At 45.1% G+C, this 23,047-nt stretch carries 19 protein-coding genes; 7 read left to right on the forward strand and 12 right to left on the reverse strand.

What is annotated here, in order from left to right; all coding sequences use genetic code 11:
• Positions 1-91: 91 nt before the first annotated feature.
• Positions 92-1,012: a type II secretion system protein GspC gene (gene gspC, locus ACYTPF_RS10760; RefSeq protein WP_461852203.1), complete on the reverse strand. Its 921-nt coding sequence runs from the start codon at positions 1,010-1,012 to the stop codon at positions 92-94.
• A gap of 128 nt (positions 1,013-1,140) precedes the next feature.
• Here gspC and hslR point away from each other — a divergent pair, with 128 nt between their 5' ends.
• The 3 genes from hslR to ACYTPF_RS10775 all read left to right on the forward strand — a co-directional run bounded on the left by hslR (position 1,141) and on the right by ACYTPF_RS10775 (position 4,476).
• The gene (gene hslR / locus ACYTPF_RS10765; RefSeq protein ID WP_461852204.1) at positions 1,141-1,545 is read left to right on the forward strand and encodes a ribosome-associated heat shock protein Hsp15; all 405 of its coding nucleotides are present in this window, start codon (positions 1,141-1,143) and stop codon (positions 1,543-1,545) included.
• 23 nt (positions 1,546-1,568) lie between these two features.
• Positions 1,569-2,468 carry an Hsp33 family molecular chaperone HslO gene (gene hslO / locus ACYTPF_RS10770; protein WP_461852205.1) on the forward strand — a complete coding sequence of 300 codons (900 nt, stop codon included), beginning with the start codon at positions 1,569-1,571 and terminating at the stop codon, positions 2,466-2,468.
• Positions 2,469-2,913: 445 nt separating this feature from the next.
• Positions 2,914-4,476: a phosphoenolpyruvate carboxykinase gene (locus ACYTPF_RS10775; protein WP_461852206.1), complete on the forward strand. Its 1,563-nt coding sequence runs from the start codon at positions 2,914-2,916 to the stop codon at positions 4,474-4,476.
• A gap of 137 nt (positions 4,477-4,613) precedes the next feature.
• Here the strand turns inward: ACYTPF_RS10775 and ACYTPF_RS10780 are convergent, their stop codons facing one another.
• A complete protein-coding gene (locus ACYTPF_RS10780) occupies positions 4,614-5,105 on the reverse strand; it encodes a hypothetical protein (protein WP_461852207.1) in 492 nt (163 codons plus the stop codon).
• Between the two features lie 299 nt (positions 5,106-5,404).
• Between ACYTPF_RS10780 and ACYTPF_RS10785 the strand changes: the two genes are divergently transcribed.
• On the forward strand, positions 5,405-7,831 hold the full coding sequence (locus ACYTPF_RS10785) for a TIM-barrel domain-containing protein (RefSeq protein ID WP_461852208.1): 2,427 nt from the start codon (positions 5,405-5,407) through the stop codon (positions 7,829-7,831).
• Between the two features lie 153 nt (positions 7,832-7,984).
• The gene (locus ACYTPF_RS10790; RefSeq protein WP_461852209.1) at positions 7,985-9,166 is read left to right on the forward strand and encodes an MFS transporter; all 1,182 of its coding nucleotides are present in this window, start codon (positions 7,985-7,987) and stop codon (positions 9,164-9,166) included.
• Positions 9,167-9,276: 110 nt separating this feature from the next.
• Here the strand turns inward: ACYTPF_RS10790 and envZ are convergent, their stop codons facing one another.
• The 5 genes from envZ to ACYTPF_RS10815 form a co-directional block, all read right to left on the reverse strand.
• Entirely contained in the window at positions 9,277-10,611 is a 1,335-nt protein-coding gene (gene envZ / locus ACYTPF_RS10795) for a two-component system sensor histidine kinase EnvZ (RefSeq protein WP_461852210.1), read from the reverse strand.
• A 32-nt stretch (positions 10,612-10,643) separates the two neighbouring features.
• Positions 10,644-11,366, reverse strand: a complete 723-nt coding sequence (gene ompR / locus ACYTPF_RS10800) for an osmolarity response regulator transcription factor OmpR (protein WP_118491268.1) — start codon at positions 11,364-11,366, stop codon at positions 10,644-10,646.
• 138 nt (positions 11,367-11,504) lie between these two features.
• Entirely contained in the window at positions 11,505-12,635 is a 1,131-nt protein-coding gene (locus ACYTPF_RS10805; RefSeq protein WP_461852211.1) for a DUF2855 family protein, read from the reverse strand.
• Between the two features lie 103 nt (positions 12,636-12,738).
• Positions 12,739-13,473 carry a DAPG hydrolase family protein gene (locus ACYTPF_RS10810; protein ID WP_461852212.1) on the reverse strand — a complete coding sequence of 245 codons (735 nt, stop codon included), beginning with the start codon at positions 13,471-13,473 and terminating at the stop codon, positions 12,739-12,741.
• Positions 13,474-13,476: 3 nt separating this feature from the next.
• Positions 13,477-14,118 carry a TetR/AcrR family transcriptional regulator gene (locus tag ACYTPF_RS10815; RefSeq protein WP_461852213.1) on the reverse strand — a complete coding sequence of 214 codons (642 nt, stop codon included), beginning with the start codon at positions 14,116-14,118 and terminating at the stop codon, positions 13,477-13,479.
• 158 nt (positions 14,119-14,276) lie between these two features.
• Here ACYTPF_RS10815 and ACYTPF_RS10820 point away from each other — a divergent pair, with 158 nt between their 5' ends.
• On the forward strand, positions 14,277-16,631 hold the full coding sequence (locus tag ACYTPF_RS10820) for a TonB-dependent receptor (protein ID WP_461852214.1): 2,355 nt from the start codon (positions 14,277-14,279) through the stop codon (positions 16,629-16,631).
• A gap of 140 nt (positions 16,632-16,771) precedes the next feature.
• Here the strand turns inward: ACYTPF_RS10820 and ACYTPF_RS10825 are convergent, their stop codons facing one another.
• On the reverse strand, positions 16,772-17,677 hold the full coding sequence (locus ACYTPF_RS10825) for a phosphoribulokinase (RefSeq protein WP_461852215.1): 906 nt from the start codon (positions 17,675-17,677) through the stop codon (positions 16,772-16,774).
• A gap of 330 nt (positions 17,678-18,007) precedes the next feature.
• On the opposite strand from ACYTPF_RS10825, the gene ACYTPF_RS10830 reads away from it, so the two are divergent.
• Positions 18,008-18,769, forward strand: coding sequence for a sugar-binding protein (locus ACYTPF_RS10830; protein WP_461852216.1), 762 nt, complete (start codon positions 18,008-18,010; stop codon positions 18,767-18,769).
• Between the two features lie 149 nt (positions 18,770-18,918).
• On the opposite strand, the gene ACYTPF_RS10835 is transcribed toward ACYTPF_RS10830, so the two are convergent.
• The 4 genes from ACYTPF_RS10835 to ACYTPF_RS10850 form a co-directional block, all read right to left on the reverse strand.
• A complete protein-coding gene (locus ACYTPF_RS10835; RefSeq protein ID WP_461852217.1) occupies positions 18,919-19,335 on the reverse strand; it encodes a hypothetical protein in 417 nt (138 codons plus the stop codon).
• Positions 19,335-20,531, reverse strand: coding sequence for a hypothetical protein (locus ACYTPF_RS10840; protein ID WP_461852218.1), 1,197 nt, complete (start codon positions 20,529-20,531; stop codon positions 19,335-19,337). Before ACYTPF_RS10840 ends, ACYTPF_RS10835 begins: the two co-directional genes overlap by 1 nt.
• 208 nt (positions 20,532-20,739) lie before the next feature.
• Positions 20,740-22,029, reverse strand: coding sequence for a phosphoribosylamine--glycine ligase (gene purD, locus ACYTPF_RS10845; protein ID WP_461852219.1), 1,290 nt, complete (start codon positions 22,027-22,029; stop codon positions 20,740-20,742).
• Positions 22,030-22,056: 27 nt separating this feature from the next.
• On the reverse strand, positions 22,057-22,872 hold the full coding sequence (locus tag ACYTPF_RS10850) for a class I SAM-dependent methyltransferase (protein ID WP_461852220.1): 816 nt from the start codon (positions 22,870-22,872) through the stop codon (positions 22,057-22,059).
• Between the last annotated feature and the right edge of the window lie 175 nt (positions 22,873-23,047).

A 23,047-nucleotide genomic window follows, 5' to 3' on the forward strand; every position in this document is an offset into this window, starting at 1 on the left:
GTCGATGGCTGAATTGCTTGCACAGTTACAGTGCTGACCTCTACACAAACGCTTACCAGTAAAAAACGAGCCGTTACCGTTTTAGTTGTTGTTACGCCTCGGGTAAATCTAAGTAGAGCGTGGTTAAACTGCCATCTCGAATAATCGTTAATTCTATATTTTGTGCATTGCGTAGCTCAGACAGTGCCTCTTGCGATTGTTGCAAGTCGGTAAGGTCTAGCCCGTTAATTTGGGTGATGACATCGCCAGCCTGAAGCCCGGCCGATTTGAATAACTCAGGCTCTTTCCCAGGACTAACTTGATAACCAATAAGTTGGCCTTCCTCGGTTTTCGGCGATATCGAAATAAAATCTGTAAAGCTTGCAGGGCGTTCACGAAGTGCCGCAGTTGCCTCTAATGCTTCATCGCTAAGCTCGACGGTATCTTCTTCTAATTCATCTTCGGGCTCAGGGCGATTTCTTGCCTGCATTTCACGGCGACGATTAGCTTCGTCGTAGTCAATGCCGTCTAGCATCAGGGTTTCGTTTCTTACCCCGTTTTTAATAATGACGCGATCGTTATACACCTTTTGCAACGTGGCATTGGTGCCTTCAATCTTTTCACCCAAGCCATACACCGCTTGGCTTCCACGATTTTCAATAATCGCCGTACCAGCTTCTTGTTCTGAACTGGCTACAACGCCCGTTAAGGTTAAGTTTAAGCGCGTTTCTGGCGCGTCAGTCACTTCGGCGACCGGTTCAGCAGGTTTAGCTGCTGCATTACCAAATAAATTCAGCTGTTGTATTTTAGCTATATTGACCCCACTTTTGCCTGATGACGATGAAATAACCGGAGCACGGCTTACTGTGGGTGTCGCAGATAGTTGAGGTTCAGGTATAATTCGCCACACGAGTTTGGCAGCAAATGCAATTAAATACAGGCTAAGCAGAACCACTACTATGGTATGTAGCTGTTTTTGATGCTGGCTTAGATAAACAACCAGAGATTGTGGATTGGGTTTATTGAATGTCATGCTGCCACTAATGGTACTGCTTTATTATAATATAGTGAATTTTTGGTTAACCGCGCTTTAGCAAACCCATAATAGCCTAGTAAAGGTGAGGGTCAAACACTAAAGCCGCACCATTACGAAATTATTACATGAGCCAATCGGAAAGTAACAATACACCACAAAATGTTAGGCTGGACAAGTGGCTATGGGCTGCAAGGTTCTTTAAGACTCGCGCCATCGCTAGAGACATGGTGCAGTCGGGAAAGGTCCAGTACAACGGGCAACGAGCCAAACCTGGTAAGCATGTAGAGCTTGGCGCCATGATTAAAGTTCCCGCGGGATGGGATATTCGTGAAATAAAGGTGCTAGGCTTAAGTGAAAAGCGTTTAAGTGCACCTTTAGCGCAGGCGCTTTTTGAAGAAACGGCTGAAAGTGTAACAAAACGTGAAGAAAACCAAGCCGCACGAAAAATGAGCGCGTTTCACAGTCCTAAACCAGATCATAGACCTGATAAAAAGCAGCGACGACAGATTATTAAATTTAAGCAGCAATAGTGTGCTGCTCAACAGGATCATTTATGAGCGATTTCGATAAATTACACCGCTTCTTATTTACCCAAGCTAACGTTCGAGGCGAATTAGTTCGCCTAGATGAAAGTTTAAAAAACATAGTGCACAGCTATGAATACCCTGTGCAAATTCAAACATTGCTAAGTGAAATGGCGGCAGCAACATCACTGCTGACGGCAACCCTTAAGTTTAAAGGTGAAATTTCACTTCAAATTCAAAGCAAAGGGCCGGTAAGCTACGCAGTGTTAAATGCCACTCACGAACAAACGCTTCGCGGTGTAGCACGCTGGGACGAAACATTAGAAACATTACCAGAAACGTTTTCAGAATTATTGTCGCAGGCCGTATTGGTTATTACGATTACACCAGATGAAGGTGAGCGTTATCAAGGTGTAGTTGCCCTAGATAAACCGTCTCTTGCTGAATGTATTGAAGGCTACTTTGCTCAGTCAGAACAGCTTGCAACTAGCGTGCACCTAATGACAGACATGAGCGACCCTAAAAATGCGAAAGCGTCGGGCGTGTTATTGCAAGTATTACCTACCGATGCAAGTGCAACTGACGTGTCGCAGGCCAATGAATTTGCACACATTTCAAAAATTACCGAAACACTGACCAAAGAAGAGATGTTCTCTTTGCCGGTTGAGGACATTTTGTATCGTCTTTATCACCAAGAAGATGTGGAAATGTACCCAGCTAAGGACGTAACCTTTGCTTGTTCTTGCTCAAAAGAGCGCAGCGCAGAGGCACTTCGTCACGTTGAGAAGTCTGAACTTCACGCAATTATTGTGGAAGAAGGCGCGATCAAAATGAACTGTCAGTACTGTCATACTGAATATCGTTTTGACAGTATAGATGTTGAAGCTATTCACAGCGGCAACTTCGACGCTCCTTCTTCTAATCAGTAAATACTTGTTTACTTCTGTGTTAAAGCACCTTCTTTCGAAGGTGCTTTTTTATTTCAGAACACCTCGCAGTATATCTCAATTCATTCGCTCTACACTTCACTTGTGGTCAAAAAATACCCAGCAGTAAGTGTTTAACTTTTCTCCACAGCCACACTTTCCTTTTATTTCAGTTTCAGTGAAAGTTTTCACTCGCTGTTTCAAAAAAAAATTCATCATTTTATTTTGAAATTCATCGATCAATAAAGGTTTTCTAATCCCTATTTTTGCATTTATATCCAAGGTAAAGGCTTTCATTGTAATTAATTTACAATATTTATGAAATTTTGGCATTTTGAATAATGACTATATTCCGTATAAATGCATCTAAGCCCTTATTTACTTTACACTTGAAGAGGTGATACTTTTTTGAAAGTGCTTTTGAAAAATTACATATAAGGTAACAGCCATGACCGCAGCAGCCTCAATTCAAACGGAACTGAAAGTAACGCCACTTATCGACCTGCCAAATGCAGAGCTTATCGAACGCGCCGTATTGCGCGGCGAAGGTGTGCTAGATAAAAACGGTGCACTTGTCGTTGAAACCGGCAAACGTACGGGTCGCTCTCCAAACGATCGCTTTATCGTTAAAGAGCCAACTACCGAAAACGACATCGATTGGGGCAAAGTTAATAAGCCTTTTGACGCCGACAAATTCGATGCACTGTGGGATAGAGTAGAAGCTTATCTTTCTACCCAAGAACACTTTCTTTCACACCTTCAAGTGGGCTCTGACCCCGAGCATGCTTTATCGCTTGAAGTAAGAACGCAAACCGCATGGCAGCATGTTTTTGCTCGTAATTTATTTATTATTCCAGAACAGTGGAATGTGAAAGGCGACCAACCTTGGCAAATTCTAAACGTGCCTGGCTTTACTTGCGATCCAGAGCGCGACGGTACAAACAGCGATGGTACGGTTATCATCAACTTCGCGAAAAAACGCGTACTGCTTGCGGGCATGCGTTATGCGGGTGAAATGAAAAAAGCCATGTTCTCAGTGCAAAACTTCCTGCTTCCAGCAAAAGACGTACTACCTATGCACTGTTCAGCAAATGTGGGTGAAGAAGGCGATGTGAGCCTGTTCTTTGGTCTTTCAGGTACTGGCAAAACCACGCTTTCAGCCGATCCTAAGCGCTTCTTGATTGGTGACGACGAGCACGGCTGGGCACCAGGTAGCGTATTTAATATTGAAGGCGGTTGCTACGCTAAGTGTATCGATCTTTCTCAAAAGAACGAGCCAGTTATTTGGAATGCTATCAAGTTTGGTACCATCCTAGAAAACGTAGTGCTTGATGAAACACGCACGCCGGACTATACCGACACATCGTTAACCCAAAACTCACGTGCGGCCTACCCGCTTTCACATATTGAAAAGCGCGTTGCTGAAAACCGAGGCGGCGAACCTCGCTCGGTTGTATTTTTGACCTGTGACGTAAGTGGCGTATTGCCTCCTGTTTCAGTGTTAAGTGAAGAAGCTGCGGCGTATCACTTCCTAAGTGGCTACACAGCGAAAGTCGGCTCTACTGAAATTGGTTCTACTAGCGATATTGAATCGACCTTCTCAACCTGTTTTGGTGCGCCTTTCTTCCCACGTCCAGCAGGCGTGTATGCTGAGCTTCTGATTAAGCGTGTTAAAGCGTTCGGCGCAAAGGTTTACTTGGTTAATACCGGTTGGACAGGCGGCCCATACGGAACAGGGAGCCGTTTTGATATCCCTACTACACGCGCCATCATCGATGCGATTGTATCGGGCAATTTGGCTGATGTGGAAACTCAGCACATTGACGCGTTAAACCTAGATGTGCCAGTGGCAATAGACGGTGTAGACAGCAATTTGCTTGTGCCGCAAAACACGTGGGCGGATAAAGAGAAGTACAACGAATACGCCGCTAACTTAGTTAACGACTTTAAACAGAACTTTAAAAAATATGACGTTAGCGACGCTATCGTTAAAGCCGGGCCGGGTAACTAATACTCGGTTCGCCCCTTCCCAACGTTCATCACACTCAACGTGATTGATGTTTTGCCCGCACCGTGTTGCGGGCTTTTTTATGCGGATTGGTATTGTTAGGCTTTCGAGAACTAGATGCTTTAATGGCACCTTTAATGTTAGAGCATTGAGCTAAACCAGTTTGTGGATACTGGAGTAAAGTTGATGTCGGCCTTGTACTGAAAAAGTGCGCTGTCCATATGGCTATCTCTTATCCAGTATTTCTGTCTATCAATAGAGATAAGTCTTAGGGTGTAAGGCACGCCGAACGGATCTAAAGGAGCAGTTTCGATAAGTAGCGAAGTATCAAAAATACGAATCTCTCTTTGTCTGTTGTTTGGTGGTGGAGTTAATTTGTTTTGAGCATCATAAATAACTGGGATATGTAAATACACAACGCCTCGAGGGAGATTATATTTACTGACAACCTCAAATAACTCTTCGCGATCAAATCCCGATTGTTGGATGTCCCAACTGGAGTCAATAAACACCGTCGCTAAAGCGGCGTTATTATCTCCAACATGAATAAATGCGCTAGGCTGAAATAATCTGACAAAGCAATAAAACCCAAATAAAGATGTAATGACACCAAATAACATCCATCGCATCATTCATTTCGCTTTAGATTAACTTTATTAAGAAAGGTTGGCATCGGCGCATAAGGCATAACGAAGTATTCTCCCATGATTAATAGACTCCCTGTTTATACATCTTTTTATATCAGTAAGTGAGCCAAAGAGATAATCATTAATAAAGCAATTGCTGTTAACAAATTTAACATTATGAATACGTATGTTTATTTAAGTTGAGCAAAGCACTAGCTATCATTCACAGTACACAAGTAGGCTTTAATTAAGCGAGCTTCGCTAATTAGGTGCGCTTCGCTATGAAGCATAAAAAGGTTTTGAGCATGATAGACAGGAAACAGCGTATAGCACTTGCATGTGCTGGTTTGGCATTTTTCTCGGTAAATACGGTAGCCGAAGTTCAAACAGCAACACTCGAAAAAGCAACGCTAAATATTGATACGGATACCAATGACTTCACGATAAGCGCGTTGCACGATAGTGGCTTTCAAGTAACGTATCTTACTAAAGATAATGGCACGCCTTACGCAAATCTACCGTCTATGGCGCTTCCCGAGCCCGCGCTGACTGATGTTACAAACAAAATAGCTAATGATGTAGAGCTAGTTGAAACTGCGACAACCCTAATCTTAAAACTCAATAATATTGCAGCGCATGTTGATAAGGCGACGCACGCTATCAGTTATTCTGTTAACGGCAAAATTGTCGCGAAAGAACAAGGCGGACTAAGTATTTCCAGTAACGGCGTCAGCCTGTCGTTTGCGTTAGATGAAAACGAAAAACTTTATGGTGGCGGCCAGCGGGTATTGGGTATGGACCGTCGTGGTCATAGCATGCCGCTATACAACAAAGCACATTACGGTTACACAACCTCTTCAAATCAGATGTACTTTGGCTTGTCGGCGGTGATGTCGTCGAAAAATTATAGCGTATTGTTCGATAACACCGCTTCTGGTGAGCTAGATATTGGCAAAACGAACAGCGACGAGTTGCTATTTAAGGCGCAAGGTGGGCGCGCCAGCTACATCATGGTGTTGGGTGAAAACCTAGAAGATACGGTAACGTCTACTGTAGCAGTAACGGGAAAGCAGCCGCTTCCACCGCGTTGGTTGTTAGGTAACTTTGCTTCTCGTTTTGGCTATAAGTCGCAGCAGCAGGTCATGGATGTTGTCGATGCCTTTAACACGCAAGATATTCCTGTTGATGCCGTAGTGCTTGATTTATATTGGTTTGGCAAAGACATTAAAGGGCATATGGGGAACTTAAGCTGGGACACCGCCGCTTTCCCTGAGCCTGAGAAAATGATTAGCGAGCTACGCGCTCAAGACGTAAAAACCGTGCTTATAACAGAACCGTTTATTCTTACGACGTCAAAGCAATGGGATAGCGCTGTTGCCAATAATGCTCTTGCACAAAACGATAATGGCACGCCGTATACCTTCGATTTTTATTTTGGTAATACCGGCCTTGTTGATGTATTCAGTGAGTCCGGCCAAGATTGGTTTTGGCAGTATTATGAAAAGCTTGCTGCGCAAGGTGTAGCCGGCTGGTGGGGCGACTTGGGCGAGCCTGAAGTACACCCTGATGATATACAGCACATGTGGCAGTCGAAGAAAGTAAGCGGCGCAGAAGTTCATAATGGTTATGGCCACCAGTGGGCCAAAACCGTATATAACAACTTAACAGAGCTTCAACCTGACACACGACCATTCGTACTCATGCGCTCAGGCTTTTTGGGCAGCCAACGCTACGGTATGGTGCCTTGGACCGGAGACGTAAGCCGAAGCTGGGGCGGGCTTAAGCCACAAGTAGAATTAGCACTTCAAATGAGTGTCTTTGGTATGGCATATACCCATTCTGATTTAGGTGGGTTTGCCGGAGGCGAAACCTTTGATGCCGAGCTTTATACCCGCTGGCTTCAGTTTGGTACTTTTTCACCTGTATTTAGGCCTCATGCACAGGATAATATTGCCCCAGAGCCTGTTTTCCATGCCGAGCCAGTGAAGTCTATTGCGCGCAAGTTCATTCAGCTTCGTTACGACATGCTGCCTTACAATTATTCATTGGCGTTTGAAAATGCGCTGAACGGCACGCCGCTAATGCGCCCCTTGGGCATGGAGTATAGTGAAAGCTCATGGTTTGAGAACGCCGACAGTTATTTATGGGGCGACGCGCTGTTGGTGGCACCCGTGACTAGCCCTGACCAGACCCAATGGCCGACAACTCTTCCAAAAGGTGTTTGGTTTGATTTTTTCTCTGATACGAAATACGAAGGTGGTCAAACCGTTAACTACCCGCTAAGCCAAAATAATTTCCCAGTGTGGGTAAAAGCAGGAAGCTTTATGCCAATGACTAAAGGGCTTAGCCGCACAGAGCAGTTTGATGCCCGCAAAATAGAAATGCACTACTGGCATGACAATTCAGTAAATTTATCGTCATATACTTATTACGAGGATGACGGCAAAAATCCAGCGTCTGTCAAAAAAGGCTTGTACACCAAACTACAGCTCAGTGCGTCAGTAGACGAAAAGGCCGCATTATCCCTGACTCTTGATAGCGAAGGCAGCTACATAGGTATGCCTAAGCAGCGAGACATCACTTACGTTGTGCATGGTTTTAGCCAAAAACCTTCACGTGTTTTAGTAGATGGCCATAGCGTACCAGTAGCATGGGATAAAAAAGGGAAAACGCTTTCGCTTGCATTTAACTGCGACTATCAGCAGTCTGTTGAAGTTGTGATCATGCGATAATGTGAATTGTGCTCATAAGATAAGAAAGGGCCCTGATCTGTCTTACTAGGCAGTTTTGCGAAGGGCTCAATTTCTAAGTTAAGGGCGCTACCTAGATTGTGCCCTTACAACTACATCCGCTGTTTCCCTACTGATATCAACTGTGGAGCCTAAATGAGCCGACTTCCCGCTACCATTGTTATCTTTTCCGGTTTTTTCTTAATTGGTAAGTTATTTCTTTTATGGGGAATACTTCTGCCTGATATTGCCGCCGATCTGAATATGTCTGAGGTCGTCAGTGGTGCTTTGTTCTCGCTGTTTTCGGTAGGCATGATGTTAGGCGCTGTGATTGGTGGCAAGTATGCCAGTCGTTTCGAGTACATGCCGCTATTAGCGACCCTGTTTAGTATGAATACGGTGCTTCTGCTTTTAGTCTCAGTACTGTCATCTTGGCAATGGTTTCTGGTGTTAGCGGTGTTAATTGGGGTAGTAAGTTCAACGATTTTTACCATAGGACACACATTAATCGCGCGGATGTACGCTGAAAAGCGCTTTACTATGATGGGCTTAATGGACTTCATGTTCAGCTTAGGAACGTTTGCCGCCTCTTTCTTTGTAACACTGTTATATCTTATTGAACAAAACTGGCGTTTACCTATTCAAGTAGTGGCTGGCGTGATGATCATTCTATCTTGCTATACGTACATCGCGGCGCGGTCACAGGCAAAAGTCCTCAAAGGTCAGCCAAAACAGCCTAAGAAAACCTTGGCATTTGGTACCATCATCAAACAGCCTGTTTTTATATTTCTAGCCTTGCTCACATTTGGTTATGGCGCGGTAGAGTTTGGTAACGCGAACTGGTTTGTAAGCTATGCGCAAAACGGCTTAGGCTTTAGCGGTGAACAGTCGCGTAATCTACTCGCATGCTTTACCGCAGGTATGGTTATAAGTCGCCTGACCTTTCCATTTCTGCTTCGCTTTGTGTCACTCCATCGCATGATAGTGCTTATGGCTACCGCTTCCCTTGCTGGTGTCTTTGCGCTTAAGCTGATGCCAACTTTCTATGGCATAGGCGCGGGTAATTTATTGCTAGGTTTAGGACTCGGTGGGCTATTCCCGCTTGCACTGTCTGCGGCAATGAATATCGACAGCGACAACGGCCCAGTACTTTCTGGTATTGCGATTATCGGCAACTCCACCGGGGTACAGGTCGCTTCTTTTTCCACCGGGCTTTGGGCTAACTTTGTACCGCTTACCACGGCATTTTGGGTGATCCCTATAGGGGGTTGTGTGCTGTGGCTAGCTTCTTATGGTTACAGCAGAAAGATAAAATACCACAAAGAACCCGTAGGCTGAGCGCTCTGAGAAGGCTGAGAAGCCTAAGAAAGCAGAGAAAGCTGGCTTTGTGCGAACAAACATTTCTAGCCGGTATGCATAGCGCTACAAATTAACGGCGTAACGCAGGCCTATTTCTTTTTAGGAAGCTCTGAAAGATAGGGTAAGTAAAACTCGGCAACTAGCCCTTGCTGCGGGTGGTTTCTAAGCGACACTTCGCCGTCATGGGCCTCTACAATTCTTCGAATAATAGCAAGCCCTAGACCCGAACCAGACGAATTTCGCGCTTTGTCACCTTGCGCAAATGGCATGAAAACGCTGTTTAGTTCCTCTTCTGGAATACCTCGCCCGAAATCACGTACTTTGCAGTACACACGCTTTTCGTGACGGTTATAGAAACTGCTAATGGCAATTTCATCAGAGCCGTATTTAAAAGCATTTTCAATGAGATTGTCGATCACTCGCTTCATGGCAATACGCCGCAGTGATAGTGGCGGAATGGCGTTGAGCTTTAATTCAATATGATGTTTGTCATCTAAGTGCCTTGCTTGCACCAGCTCTGCAATAATTGCGTTTAAATCGGTTTCTTGAGTCACTTCTTCGGTGTCGTAACGTGCATAGTCAATGAACTGGTCAATGATGGCGTTCATGTCCTCTATGTCGTTCACAATGCCGTCTTTTATCCAATCCTGATCTTCTGGCAGCATTTCTGATGCAAGGCGAATACGAGTAAGCGGCGTGCGCAAGTCGTGAGAAATACCTGCGGTCATGATGTTACGGTCGTTCTCTAGCTGCTTTATGCCCTGATTCATACGGTTAAAAGCGCGAGTAACCTGGATCATTTCCGTGCTGCCTTGTTCGCGAAGCGGCGCTGGATGCTCACCTTTACCCACGGCAATTGCTGCTTTTTGTAAGGCTGATAAGGGCCGCGTCATGCGCCTTACAAACAGCCAGCCACCGGCTACGCTCAATATGCCAATTACCATTAAATACATAGTCAGTGGGGAGATATTCGCTTCGTTTAAACCCGAAATGGGAATAGAAATCCAGGTGTCTGGGTAGCGATTAAGAGATATCCATACGATGTAAGGCGCGTTCTCGTCGCTAGCTTGTGTGGTTGTGCTAATGCGTACATCGGCAAGCTGCCTAAGCTGTTCACTAACCTGCGTTGATATATAGCTGTAATAAACCGCGCTTTCTAGGCCGTTCTTTCTCGCTACGCTTTCATCAAATACTTGCACCTGCGTTTGCTGAAAGTAGCTGTCCCGTGTTTCTTGATTAGTCACAAGTAAATCGTTAGCCAGCACAGACTTTACTTGTGTAGCCAATAAGCTATTAATTTGCTGGTAGCTTGGCTGAATAAAGTAGTAGGTTACTGAGATGTACGACACAATTTGGTTTATGAGCAACAACACGCCAATGAGCATGACGGTTTGACCAAATGCACTTTTGGGAATTAAACGCATAGCGCACCGTCTAATGTGTTGCTCATAAGGGGTTAAACTTGCTCGCCGTCTGGGACGAAAACGTACCCTAAACCCCATACAGTTTGAATGTAGCGCGGGTTGGCTGGGTCGTCTTCAAGCATTCTCCGCAGGCGAGAAACTTGAACATCAATACTGCGTTCTAGGGCGCTGTAGTCTCGGCCTCGCGCTAAGTTCATCAATTTGTCTCGCGACAAAGGCTCGCGGGGGTGAGTAACCAAAGACTTTAATACTGCAAACTCGCCGCTTGTCAGTGTCAACGGCGTATCGCCCGCTGTCATCTCACGGGTGGCGAGATTAAGTTTGTAATTGCCGAACTCCACAATTTGCACGTCTTTAGACGGTGCGCCCGGCGCTTCGCTGCTGCGCCTACGCAATACTGCTTTAGCGCGGGCTAAAAGCTCACGCGGGTTAAATGGCTTTGGCAAATAATCATCTGCACCCATTTCAAGGCCAATAATGCGGTCAACTTCATCGCCCTTTGCAGTAAGCATAATAATGGGCATGTCGTTTTCTTGCTGACGCAGACGGCGACAAATAGATAAACCATCTTCGCCAGGTAGCATAAGATCTAAAACCATAAGGTGAAAATTCTCGCGCTCAAGCAACCTATCCATTTGCTCTGCATTAGCGGCACTGCGAACTTGATAGCCTTGTTCTAGCAAGTAGCGCTCTAATAGGCTTCGCAGACGCATGTCATCATCGACAACGAGAATTTTAGAGGTTTCCTGACCCATACTCATACCTTTTGTTTTACGTTTGTTTCACTATAACCACAAGATGTGAAATACAAAAGCGACAAAAGCGTAAAAGATAGAGCATGTTTGTTACAAATAGTGTCTAAAGCGGGTACGACCCCATGTTGCTATGTAACGCTAATCAAAAGTAGCGATATTAAGGGCTTTAGTATTTGCCGTGCCGTTAAGTGTCTCCAGGTATAACTGTGTTATAGCATTAGTGCCCTGGTGCGACTGCTCGAAGAACTGGTCGCTGACTTTTAAGGCGAAGCGCTGCCATGCACCCGTGTACTTCGCTAAAAAGGCCTCATGCCCCCATTGCTCTTGGCGCAGTTTTACGCGTGCTGGTGCGAAGAAAATCTCTGCATTAAGCAGTTTTGGGTTTGGCTTTTCTTCGGCTTTCCAATCTGTTGCACCAATTAAGGTTACCTCGCTTAAGCTATCGCCAAGCAGCTCACTAAGGTTATTGATTAGCGTGCCGTTAGCTGCAAAATCAAGAAGCCAGTAGCGCGAATCGCTACTGACATTCGTAAGCGCAGATAGGTCATCATAGCTATATACTGCATCGTAGCAGTCCGATGCTTTGACCATATCTACATTAGACTGAGAGGTTAACCCAACCACTTGATAGCTGGCGTTTCGCGCCGATTTTTGATCTTTTAGTAACTGTGCTGTACCTAGCGCGGTTTTACTTGAAGCGCTAGATAACAGTAAGGTTTCACCCTTTGCTTTCTCAGCAACATAGTCATCAAGCACGAACGACGTCATATAAAGAGGCCTAAAATTTAGCTGCCACGCTTCACGTTTTTCGTCGTAGCCAGGGTCCGCTGCACAGCGCAGATATTGGTCGTAAACTGGGCTAATGCTTTTGCGCATTTCATGTACGTCTGAAAATCCGTGAGGGGCAACTTTTCCGGCCTTTATTACCCAGTGGCTCGCCATGGGCAGGTAACCAAATACTTTCTCGCCTTCTTTGATATCAGGATGACAAGATGTTTTGACAGTGGCAAAGCCCCAAACGGGTACTATGCCAAAGCCGTTTGGGTTAACACCATCGTCATTACTTTGTGGTGGAAAAAAGCCCCAGTAGCCCATTTTAAAACCCAATGCCGCGTAGGTGATGTTATTGGCAGAAAAGCCGAAGCTGTCGATTTCTAGTAAGATTTCGTCTTCCCCCAACGTTTGTGTAAAAAGCAGGCGTTCGACTACTTGAGTTTGATCTAAGTCGTCTTGTTTCACCCATATTTGCGTACTGGTTGCCGTTGGCATCGCATCACCTAAAATGCTGGTTAAAGGGGACTTACCATGACGCACTTTTAAGGTGATTTCGACTTTAAGTTGTAAATAGATTGTTATATCGTTAGCGAATATATTATTTAGTCGGCAGGTTGTCTTCATACAATTGAGGTAAAAAATCCGCTAGATTTCCCATTTCTTCAATAGCATGAGTCATCAAGTCGTTTGCCAGAGAGGTGTTGAGCAAGAAGTACCTTGCTAAAGCTGTATTGCCGAGCAGCCCTTCGATCGAGCGGACCTGTTGATTTCCCTCGCGCTTTGCAACATGCCCCAACCAAAAAATGGAACGCATTTCTGCACCAAATTCAGTATCGCGAATGTAGTGGCACATGGTCGTGAGATTTAAGTCGCCTTTCAATTCACCCGCCCGAGCACATAACAGAGTTTCACTTTTCGATGGTGTGTAGTCAGGAAAAAATTCAACAGGGTCTACAAACTGGATACGAAGTTTTTGAAGTTCGTTGCCAATGTATTCGTGCACAAGGTGACTGGCTCCAATAATTTCTCCTTCTCGTTTGTTTTCCCAACTCATCCACACATGCGCCTTGGGGTGCCACTTCTGATAGTGAGCGGTAGTTTGCATGTAGTCCGCGAACCACCAGCGCACCATCTTCGCTTTTACTTTTGGCATGCGAGTAAGCGCTTTTACTACAATTACACCATTGGGTTGGGTGGTAATGCCGGTTTCAAGATTATTGTACGCTGGATTAAAGAGTCCTGAAGTTTCTCGATAGTGAGAAAATGGATTAACACCCCAAATAGCGATGATAAAGACAATGCTTAATAGGAAGAAAACGACGATTTTTTTCATATCTTATAGCTCTTGAAAAATGTTGAGTGCATCAATTTCATGATGAGAAAGACCAAGCATAGTTAGGACAAAACGTGCCCACTCCATTCCGTCTGGCACTTGGCTCTGGCGGTGAATAGAGGCAATGACTAATCCGATGAAGCCCCAACTTGTAATGGGTTCTGCTATTTCTGGTGACGCGACGGGTTGAAAGCGACCGCTGATAACGCCATTTGCGATATTCGCCGTTAGAAAATCCCGTTGACTTTCAGTGATCGCATTGTTGAGGATGTGGGGGTATGCAGTAAGCTTTTCGGTTATTGGATCAGTAGCTATGCTATTAAACATTGCGTTTGCCATCCTCGCAACAACGTCGGCACTGTCGGCATGTGACTCTATCAAAACTTGCGATAGTTGTTCTGTATGCGCCTGTGCATACGCTTCGTAGCGCACTCTCACCGCCTCTGTAATGCAATCGACCTTCCCTTCAAAGTAGTTATAAAAGGTTCTTCTGCCGACATCAGCCCCTTCTGCAATGTCATCTGCAGTTAATGTTTCAAACCCTTTTCTTGCAATAAGTTCGGTCGCCACAGTCAGCAATTTTAATCGCGTCTTATGCTTTTTTCGGGTGAACCTGTTTTCACCAGACACATTTGTCGAGTTCATTTTATTAGCCCTGTATTCGCAATTGATAACTGAATCGAATGACAATAATAACTAAATTATACAGAAGTGCAATATTGCACTTCTGTGCAATTATGATTAGAGTTATGTTTATGGGATGTAAATTATGTGTGAATAAACGGTGTTTCCAAGGGGGTTATATGAAAAATGCGAAGATGCTAAACCTTGTTGTTGGCGTATGGGCGGTGATGATGGGAGCGGGAGTAAAAGCAGATGAACCGCAATTGAAGGATGAGAAAAGTAAGACGTTAGATGCTCCTGCTTTAGAAGTAATAGAAGTGACGGCACAGAAACGCACTCAATCAATACAAGAGGTGCCGATGTCTGTTCAGGCATTGACGGGAGATGTCATTGAACGCAGTGGGGTGAGTGATTTCGAGGATATTGTGCATATTTCGCCGTCTATTTCACTGCAAGATAATTTGTCACCGTTCCAGAAAAGCATTTACATAAGAGGAACCGGGACCACCATTAACTCAGCTACGGTGGAGTCGAGCGTTTCAACAGTAGTCGACGGTGTAGTGCTTGCTCGACAGGGCCAATTTTTTGGAAGCTTAGCGGATACAGAAAGAGTAGAAGTATTAAGGGGACCGCAAAGCACATTGTTTGGCAAAAATGCATCCGCTGGGGTGCTTAATATTGTGACTGAAAAGCCCAGTTTCGAAGAGCAAGCAATGCGTGCGTCGGTCTCTTATGATGAATACGGAGAATGGAATGCGAAAGGCACGGTGACGGGGCCAATTTCGGATGAAGTCGCATTCCGATTGTCGGGGAACTATAAATATGTGGCAACGAGTCATATTGAGAACGTCAACAATGACGGTCCTTCCCTAGATAAAGAGCGAGCCAAAGGTGCGAGAGGTAAGCTGCAATGGGATATAAATGATAATATTGAGTTGATGCTCATTGCTGACTATTCGGACACAAGTGCCCCCTCTGGCGTGCGAGTATTTCGGTCGGTGAGCGAGGCCTCACTTGAAGCGAGTAATATTGACTCGAGAACACCAGTTATACCTGGAGAAAGTAATCGACAAGTGAATATCAACGATCCTCATCATTACGACATGAAAGATTGGGGGGGCAGTGCAGAATTAAATTGGTGGTTAGACGACCATCAAATAACCTCAATTACCGCATACAGAAACTGGCAAATGGATGATGCACTAGATATAGATTCAACAGGTGTAGATATTCCCGTCAGTGCCTATATTGGCTATGGTACGCCTTCTTTTCGAGGCGTAGTAAACAGCACGAAAGACACGGAGCAAATGTCACAAGAAGTTAGGCTCCAATCAACTCACGAAGGGGCCTTTCAATACACTATAGGTGCGTATTTGTGGGGTACGAATTACATAGGTATTAATCAAGAAAGGCGAACCGTATGCTACGACTTAGTTGCGGCAAGGCCTGTTTACAGTAACTGTGAAGGGGTTCCACCACCAGCTGCCTATGTGGCGAGTCAGTCCTACGATCAACTTACGGATGTATCAACGCAATATTACGCGTTATTTGGTCAATTTGATTATGAATTGAGTCAGAAGCTTTCAGTCTCTTTGGGATTGAGGTCTCAACGTGATGTATTTGAATGGGACGTTCAACAGCGCGGGATTGTTGAGGAAGGCGATTTACCTGAACCTCGTTATGAGGGGGCAGGCAAGCAGCATTATACTGAAACAACGGGAAAGCTTTCTTTTCAGTATGCTTTAGAATCAGGTGCCAATGCATATGCTACCTACTCCAAAGGGTACAAGGGTCCTGGCGCAGACTTTGCGTTGCCTGATAGTGCGCCTCTAGAGCCTGAGTATGTCGATGCCTACGAAATCGGTTATAAAACGCAATGGTTTAATCGAAGACTGAATCTTACAAGCGCACTTTTCTGGCAAGATTTTGAGAATACGCAGGTCTCCTATTTTGATGAGACAGATGTGATTTTCAGGCCCACTAATGCTGGTAAAACAAGGCAGAGAGGTCTTGAAATAGACGGAATGTTCGCCGCCACCAATAATCTCACTTTAACGTTAGCCACAACGTGGTTAGATGCAGAGTTTCAATCGTATTCGGTGGCCTGCTATGTAAACGACCCTAGCCCATCGTGCTCTGAGTCAGGTACAAAGGATGTATCTGGTGAAACCACGACGTTTTCTCCTGAATTTAAAATTGTTTCTGGGCTGCACTATGAGAGTGATGCCTTGAGCAACGGTGCAACATGGTTTTTGCAAGCGAATCATCGTTGGCAATCAGAAGTGCAATATGATGCGAGCCAAAACCCTGCAACCATACAGGGGGCGTATGGCATCGCGGATGTATTCATCGGATATACTGCAGCGTCACAGAGATATTCCGTGTCTTTGTTCGTTAAGAATATATTTGATACACAATATGTTAATAACTTAGCTGCTTTTGTAGACTCCACAGGGCAAGGAGAATCTGTTATCCAATTTGTTCCCAAAACGGCGGATAGGCTAATTGGTGTTTCCGTTAATTTTCAATATTAATCTGTCTCTAAAAAAGGTTTCTAGGTTAAATGTAATACTGATTCGACGTATTTTAATTATGGGGCCCGATAGTTGGAGAAAACGGTCTGAGGGCTGTTTAGATAGAGCTGCCGCGTTTAACCGTGGCAGGTATTGAACGGCTACTCGCCAGGGCTAAGCCAATCCATTTGATGGCCGGCTCGTCGCTTCTTATTCAGAATATCTTCAAGCAGTGGTGTAAGAATAAGTTCCATTGCCAGTGCTATTTTACCGCCTGGCACAACTAACGTATTGATACGTGACATAAATGAACCGTCAATCATTTGAAGCAAGTAAGGATAATCGACATTCTTCATTTCTCGTCTGAAGCGAACTACAACAAAGCTTTCATCTTGGGTTGGAATTTCCCTGGCGCTGAAAGGGTTCGAGGTATCAACGGTCGGGACGCGCTGGAAGTTAACGTGGGTGCGAGAAAACTGCGGCGTAATGTAATGGAAGTAATCGTCTAGGCCGCGAACGATACTGCTCATCACTGCTTCACGAGAGTGGCCGCGGTCAGTAGTGTCGCGCACGATTTTTTGAATCCATTCTAAGTTTACAATTGGCACCATGCCAACCAGCAAGTCTACGTGCTTAGCGACGTCATTTTCTTCAGTTTTAACACCGCCATGTAAACCTTCATAAAACAGCAAGTCGGTGTTTTGAGGTAAATCTTGCCACGGTGTAAAGGTGCCCGGCATCTGGTTAAAAGGCACGGCTTCATCAAAGGTGTGAAGATATTGCCTAAACTGCCCCGTACCCGAACTACCATATTCTCTAAAAAGCGTCTCCAGTAGTTCAAAGTCATTAGCTTTAGGGCCGAAATAGCTGATGTGCCTGCCTTGCTCTTGGGCTTTACGAATTTCTACTTCCATTTCTGGGCGAGTGAAACGATGGAAGCTATCACCACCAACTACTGCAGCATTAACATTTAAGTTCCTGAAAATATGGCGAATAGCATTGGTCGTGGTAGTAGTACCCGCGCCAGAAGAACCTGTTATAGCAATAATAGGGTGTTTGACAGACATAGGAATTCTTTTTAGAAATGACGGGTACTAGTTATAAGCTGATGCGCGTCAAGAATCAAGAGGGCGACCAGGTACGCACTGTCTATTTATGTCATGTGTTTTGGCGGGAGCCTGCGCGTAATCAACGATCGAGCTTATGATGATGCTGCAACAAACGCATTATTAATTTAGCTTCTTCTTCATCTAAATCAAGTAACCTTCTTACCTGTTCTAAATGATGGATGTCATGCTTCTGACAAGGAGAGGCGTTGCTGTGCAGCTTTTCAAACGCAGTAGGGCTCAAAACATGTTAGTTTAAACGTCAGGAAGGCAAACTGAGAGCGTATTCAATTGAAAAGTACTAAACCCCTAGTATCAGCATTCACCTCTACACTACTTGTCACTATGCTTGTCCCAGCAGCACAGGCGAAGCCAGACACTGTTATGTTTACCGCGAATGCACCCGTTATAGATGGCGTAGCAAATGATGCTGCATGGAAAGAAGGTGATTGGCACGAAATGACCTCGCTGATGTGGGGCACCAGTCCCGAGCCCAGTGACTTTTCTGGTAGATATAAACTACGCTGGGATAAAAAGGCGTTGTACCTTTTAGCAGAAATAGAAGACGACCACCTCTCAGATACCTATGCCAACCCGCTGGAGCGATATTGGGATGATGATTGCCTAGAAATCTTTATTGATGCGGATGCCTCTGGTGGCGATCACTTTAATAACTACAACGCGTTCGCTTATCACCTAGCGCTAGACAACCAGGTCGTTGATATTGGTCCGAATGAAGCGGGTGAAGCCGTGCCGCAGCTGTATAACAATCATGTTAAAAACAAATGGCAGCGAGATATATCGGCGCCTCATAAGATTTATTGGGAAGCGGCTGTGCGTGTATTTGACGATAGTTATCAGCATGGAAAAGACAACTCACCATTAACCTTAAAAGAAGATATGGCTCTGGGCTTTATGCTGGCCTACTGTGATGCCGATGGCGGTGACAGAGAACACTTTTTAGGCTCTCATGAGATTACCCCCGTAAATGGCGATAAAAACCTAGGGTTTAAGGATGCGTCTGTGTTTGGGAAAGTGACTTTAGCGAAGTAGTGAAGACGTTAATCAAGGCTTTTGGGTCTTAAAAAGGAGTTTGCGCGCTCCCTCCGGCCAGTGCATTGCTATAAGATAAAGCCGAACCACTGGCTGTGGATGCTCACATATTCAATTATCGAACTACCGAGAGCCAAAGCCGAAGGTGGCTACTGTTCTTCAAACAAAATAACAAGGCCTTGGGGGACTTCGGTGGTCGATAATACATACGTCATCGAGTTTTTATTGTTTAGTACATATTCCATCGCTTCTTCTTGAGAACGAAACTCTTTTGGTGGGGTTTTTCTTCCACTAAAGCGCATTTGCGCCCAATATCCCTGAATGCGGGACTCTGTAAGCGCAATAAACTTAGTATTGAATATTGTCCTAGCGGTATTGGGTGGTCGCAATCCAACAGGCTCTATATCCCAGTCAGAAGAATTTCCCATAAAGATGTCTCGAATTTGCCATTTTTCAGTTGGAGCGTCTTGTGCTTCTAAGTTAGCAACAATGATGACTTCTTCGCACCTTGCGAATGAAGCAAACATGGCAAAGAGAATGGCAAAAAATAGCGAGTGAATTTTCATTAAAACACCCACTCTAGTGCAAATTGGGTGAGTACCGCATTTCTATCAAAAGCCGGGTTTTTAATTTCTGAGTAAAATGAGTTCTGCCCCTCCTCACCACTTAACCAAGTCACCTCAGCTTTGGCAGACATGTTGTGTCTAAAGTCCCAGCGAAGCCCTACTGAAAGTGAATCAAGGTCATAGCGCGGAAGACTATCGGCTATTGCGTCATAGGCAAAAGACAATGAAGTGAGTTGTGGTGATTGTCCCTTCGGAATTTGATTTGTTGGAACATCATTGCCGCTATTTGCAGAAGCAATAGTAGTAAATATTTGAAACTCATCAAAGTGATATCCAAGAGTCAGGTAGTATGCATTAACTTCGGGAACACTGATTAAATCTGATTCAATTTTAATAACTTCAGAGTAAACAAAATAATCGAGAGAGTCGTATTGAAGGCTTGCTTGATACGCAACCGCGTCCGAGTCAAATCGGAAAACGTCTGCGTTTTCTGTGTACCCCGCAAGCTCCAAGAGTGTAGCAAAGTCTTGAAAGCCAGGGATGTCTGCGAAGAAGTCAGACGACACTATGGCTGAAGCCCGCGCGCGAAAGCCACCCTTTGATATGCCTAATATAAGACCCCGAATATCGTTTACTTCAATGGCTGTTTCTTCACCTGCACGGTCAAAAGTACCATCATAAGTTCCGTAATAAGCTTCAATTTCTACATTTAATTTATTGAAGTGAATGCGATACGTTGCGCTAAGTCCCTCATAGTTTGAAAATAAGAAACCGCCGTAAACCTGTTCGGGAGGCGTAATCCAGGGGTAAGCAAAACCCACGTCAAGTACGTCGCTATAGCGAAAAAATGGGGTTCTCAATTTGCCTAACTTAAAGCTCCAATTGGAGTTTGCGTTATACGTTAGATAAAGCCATTCAAGACCTGAATCTCTATCGTCATTAGAATGCCCAAGTAATTGGGCAGACAGTTTAAGTTTTTCACTAATGCTTAAGTCCGCTTGTAACGCGAATAAGGACTGTTCAGAAAAGCTAAAATCATTTGAATAGCCTTGGAATTCAGCTTCGCTCGTGTCTAGCTGTCCTCCAACAACCCTAGCAAAGCCACTAATACCTAGAGAGTCAGAGAGGGTATCACTGCTCTTCGCTGCACAGGTAAAGCATGCTAGGCATATTGCCATTATGTAAAGGGTTTTCATTCACCATGAATTCTTTTGTACTTTGATTTCGTTCAAGTATAGACGGTCAAAGTAAAAAGTTGCGTCTTTTTAACCCGTTAAGTGATAGTAATATGAGCGTTAAGTGAGAGTCTGCCGTGAGCGTTAGGTAAGAGAGTCAAAAAAATAGGCGATATAAAAAACGCGGCTTACGCCGCGTCTTTAATGTTTGTGTTATATGCGTCGCTTATTAAGCCTCAGCTTCACGGGCAATTGCACGGTGCGCAATGTCAGTGCGGTAGTACACATCTTTAAACTGAATGGTTTTTAGTAGCTCATACGCTTTTTGCTGCGCTTCGGTAACATTGTTACCCAAAGCAGTAGCGCAAAGCACGCGGCCACCTGCGGTAACAACGTCACCGTCTTGAAGAGCAGTACCAGCGTGGAAAACCTTTCCTTCAAGTTTAGCGGCTTCTTTGAAACCGGTAATCACGTCACCTTTGTCGTAGCTGCCTGGGTAGCCGCCTGCAGCTAGCACAACACCTACTGCAGCGCGCTCGTCAAACTCAATAGTTTTGCCTGCAAGCTCACCTTTACATGCCGCTTGGCAAAGTGGAACCAAATCAGATTTTAAGCGCAGCATAATTGGCTGGGTTTCTGGGTCACCAAAGCGGCAGTTGTACTCAATCACCTTAGGTGTGCCGTCTGCCATGATCATAAGGCCAGCATACAAAAAGCCAACATAGTCGTTGCCTTCAGCGGCCATGCCATCAACCGTCGGCATGATCACTTCCTGCATAATGCGGTCGTGAATGTCTTGCGTAACAACCGGAGCAGGAGAATAAGCACCCATACCACCTGTGTTAGGCCCTTTATCGCCGTCAGCCGCACGTTTGTGGTCTTGGCTGGTGGCAAAAGGTAGTACGTTCTTACCGTCTACCATCACAATAAACGACGCTTCTTCACCGTCTAGAAACTCTTCAATAACTACGCGGCTGCCAGCTTCGCCAAAGGCATTGCCCGCTAGCATATCGCGAATAGCATCTTCAGCTTCTTCAAGGGTCATCGCAACGATAACACCTTTACCGGCAGCTAGACCGTCAGCTTTTACTACGATAGGCGCGCCCTTCTCGCGAACATAGGCAATAGCCGGGTCAATTTCGGTGAAGTTTTGATACTCAGCCGTAGGAATATTGTGGCGAGCTAAAAAATCTTTGGTAAAAGCTTTCGAGCCCTCAAGCTGCGCCGCAGCTTGAGTAGGACCAAATATCATTAAACCCGCGTTAGTGAACGCATCTACCACACCTGCAACTAGCGGCGCTTCTGGGCCTACAATAGTAAGCGCAACATCGTTACCTTGAGCAAAAGAAACTAAGCCTGCGATGTCGTTAACATCAATAGCTACGTTCTCAAGCTTAGGCTCTGTAGCGGTACCCGCATTACCAGGTGCTACAAATACTGTTGAAACATCAGAAGACTGCGCTGCTTTAAACGCTAGCGCGTGTTCGCGGCCACCGCCGCCAATTACAAGTACGTTCATTAACTGTTCCGTTTTGAGTGTTTAATATTATGATTTTGGTTTGGTGAATTTTAGCGTCATGCGATTGCTCTCGCCAATCGCCATGTACTTTTCACGATCTTGGTCGTCTAACGCCAAGCGAGGAGGTAGCGTCCATACACCTTTCGGGTGATCTGCGCTATCCATTGGGTTTGCGTTTACATCGCTACTTGCTTCAAGTACAAAACCTGCTTTTTCTGCGGCAGCTACAACGTAAGAACGCTTCATGTAGCCACTTTTCTTCATTGCTTCATCATCTGCACTTTCAGGTAGCTCATGTTCCACTACGCCCAGTACACCGCCTGGCTTAAGTGCTTTAAAGAACGCGCCGAATGCATTGTCGATACCCTCGTCACCGTGACGCATATACCAGTTGTGTACGTTGCGAAACGTCAGCACCATATCAGCGCTGCCCGCTTCGCTAATATCTAGCGCTTTCATAGGGTCGAATGCAGTAAGTTCTGCACCTTCATACTTCATGCCCGGCTTCATTTTTTCTTTAAAGCCTTCCACCGACTTTTTGTAATAGCCGCTGGTTTCATCGTCAACATAGAAGTGTGCCGCAACGTATTTTCCGTGTTGTCTTACAACAGAATAAAGAATGTCGGCATACCAGCCGCCACCTGGCGAAATTTCAACGACGGTCATGTCTGGCTGTAGGCCAAAAAAGCGTAGGGTTTGCTGAGGGTTGCGATACTCGTCGCGCACTTTAGCACTAGCAGAGCGGATATCGCTCATTGCGGCGTCAGAAATAGCATCGGCACTGGCGTAGGTTGCTGTTACACCGAGTGTTGCGGCTAACACAAGTTGGGCTAACTTTTTCATTCTTATTTCCTTTTTCTGTCGAGGGTAGGTAATTGTCTATGCGGACTAGTAAAACATAACATTTATTAGTAACACTATTACTACAAATTACCACAGGTCAGATCAAGCCTATCAGCTAACCCCCATTTGCACTTACGTCTTAGCAGAATAATTCGCAGCTTTGTCGCTTCGATGA

This window comes from Alteromonas sp. HB246098, from assembly GCF_054890645.1.

Coding starts and splice junctions, on each gene's coding strand:
- hslO (WP_461852205.1), top strand. CDS start 1,569: ATGAGCGATTTCGATAAATTACACCGCTTCTTATTTACCCAAGCTAAC.
- ACYTPF_RS10790 (WP_461852209.1), top strand. CDS start 7,985: ATGAGCCGACTTCCCGCTACCATTGTTATCTTTTCCGGTTTTTTCTTA.
- ACYTPF_RS10840 (WP_461852218.1), bottom strand. CDS start 20,531: ATGAAAACCCTTTACATAATGGCAATATGCCTAGCATGCTTTACCTGT.
- ACYTPF_RS10775 (WP_461852206.1), top strand. CDS start 2,914: ATGACCGCAGCAGCCTCAATTCAAACGGAACTGAAAGTAACGCCACTT.
- ACYTPF_RS10835 (WP_461852217.1), bottom strand. CDS start 19,335: ATGAAAATTCACTCGCTATTTTTTGCCATTCTCTTTGCCATGTTTGCT.
- ompR (WP_118491268.1), bottom strand. CDS start 11,366: ATGGGTCAGGAAACCTCTAAAATTCTCGTTGTCGATGATGACATGCGT.
- hslR (WP_461852204.1), top strand. CDS start 1,141: ATGAGCCAATCGGAAAGTAACAATACACCACAAAATGTTAGGCTGGAC.
- ACYTPF_RS10820 (WP_461852214.1), top strand. CDS start 14,277: ATGAAAAATGCGAAGATGCTAAACCTTGTTGTTGGCGTATGGGCGGTG.
- ACYTPF_RS10815 (WP_461852213.1), bottom strand. CDS start 14,118: ATGAACTCGACAAATGTGTCTGGTGAAAACAGGTTCACCCGAAAAAAG.
- gspC (WP_461852203.1), bottom strand. CDS start 1,012: ATGACATTCAATAAACCCAATCCACAATCTCTGGTTGTTTATCTAAGC.
- ACYTPF_RS10850 (WP_461852220.1), bottom strand. CDS start 22,872: ATGAAAAAGTTAGCCCAACTTGTGTTAGCCGCAACACTCGGTGTAACA.
- ACYTPF_RS10805 (WP_461852211.1), bottom strand. CDS start 12,635: ATGCCAACGGCAACCAGTACGCAAATATGGGTGAAACAAGACGACTTA.
- ACYTPF_RS10785 (WP_461852208.1), top strand. CDS start 5,405: ATGATAGACAGGAAACAGCGTATAGCACTTGCATGTGCTGGTTTGGCA.
- envZ (WP_461852210.1), bottom strand. CDS start 10,611: ATGCGTTTAATTCCCAAAAGTGCATTTGGTCAAACCGTCATGCTCATT.
- ACYTPF_RS10810 (WP_461852212.1), bottom strand. CDS start 13,473: ATGAAAAAAATCGTCGTTTTCTTCCTATTAAGCATTGTCTTTATCATC.
- ACYTPF_RS10825 (WP_461852215.1), bottom strand. CDS start 17,677: ATGTCTGTCAAACACCCTATTATTGCTATAACAGGTTCTTCTGGCGCG.
- ACYTPF_RS10780 (WP_461852207.1), bottom strand. CDS start 5,105: ATGATGCGATGGATGTTATTTGGTGTCATTACATCTTTATTTGGGTTT.
- purD (WP_461852219.1), bottom strand. CDS start 22,029: ATGAACGTACTTGTAATTGGCGGCGGTGGCCGCGAACACGCGCTAGCG.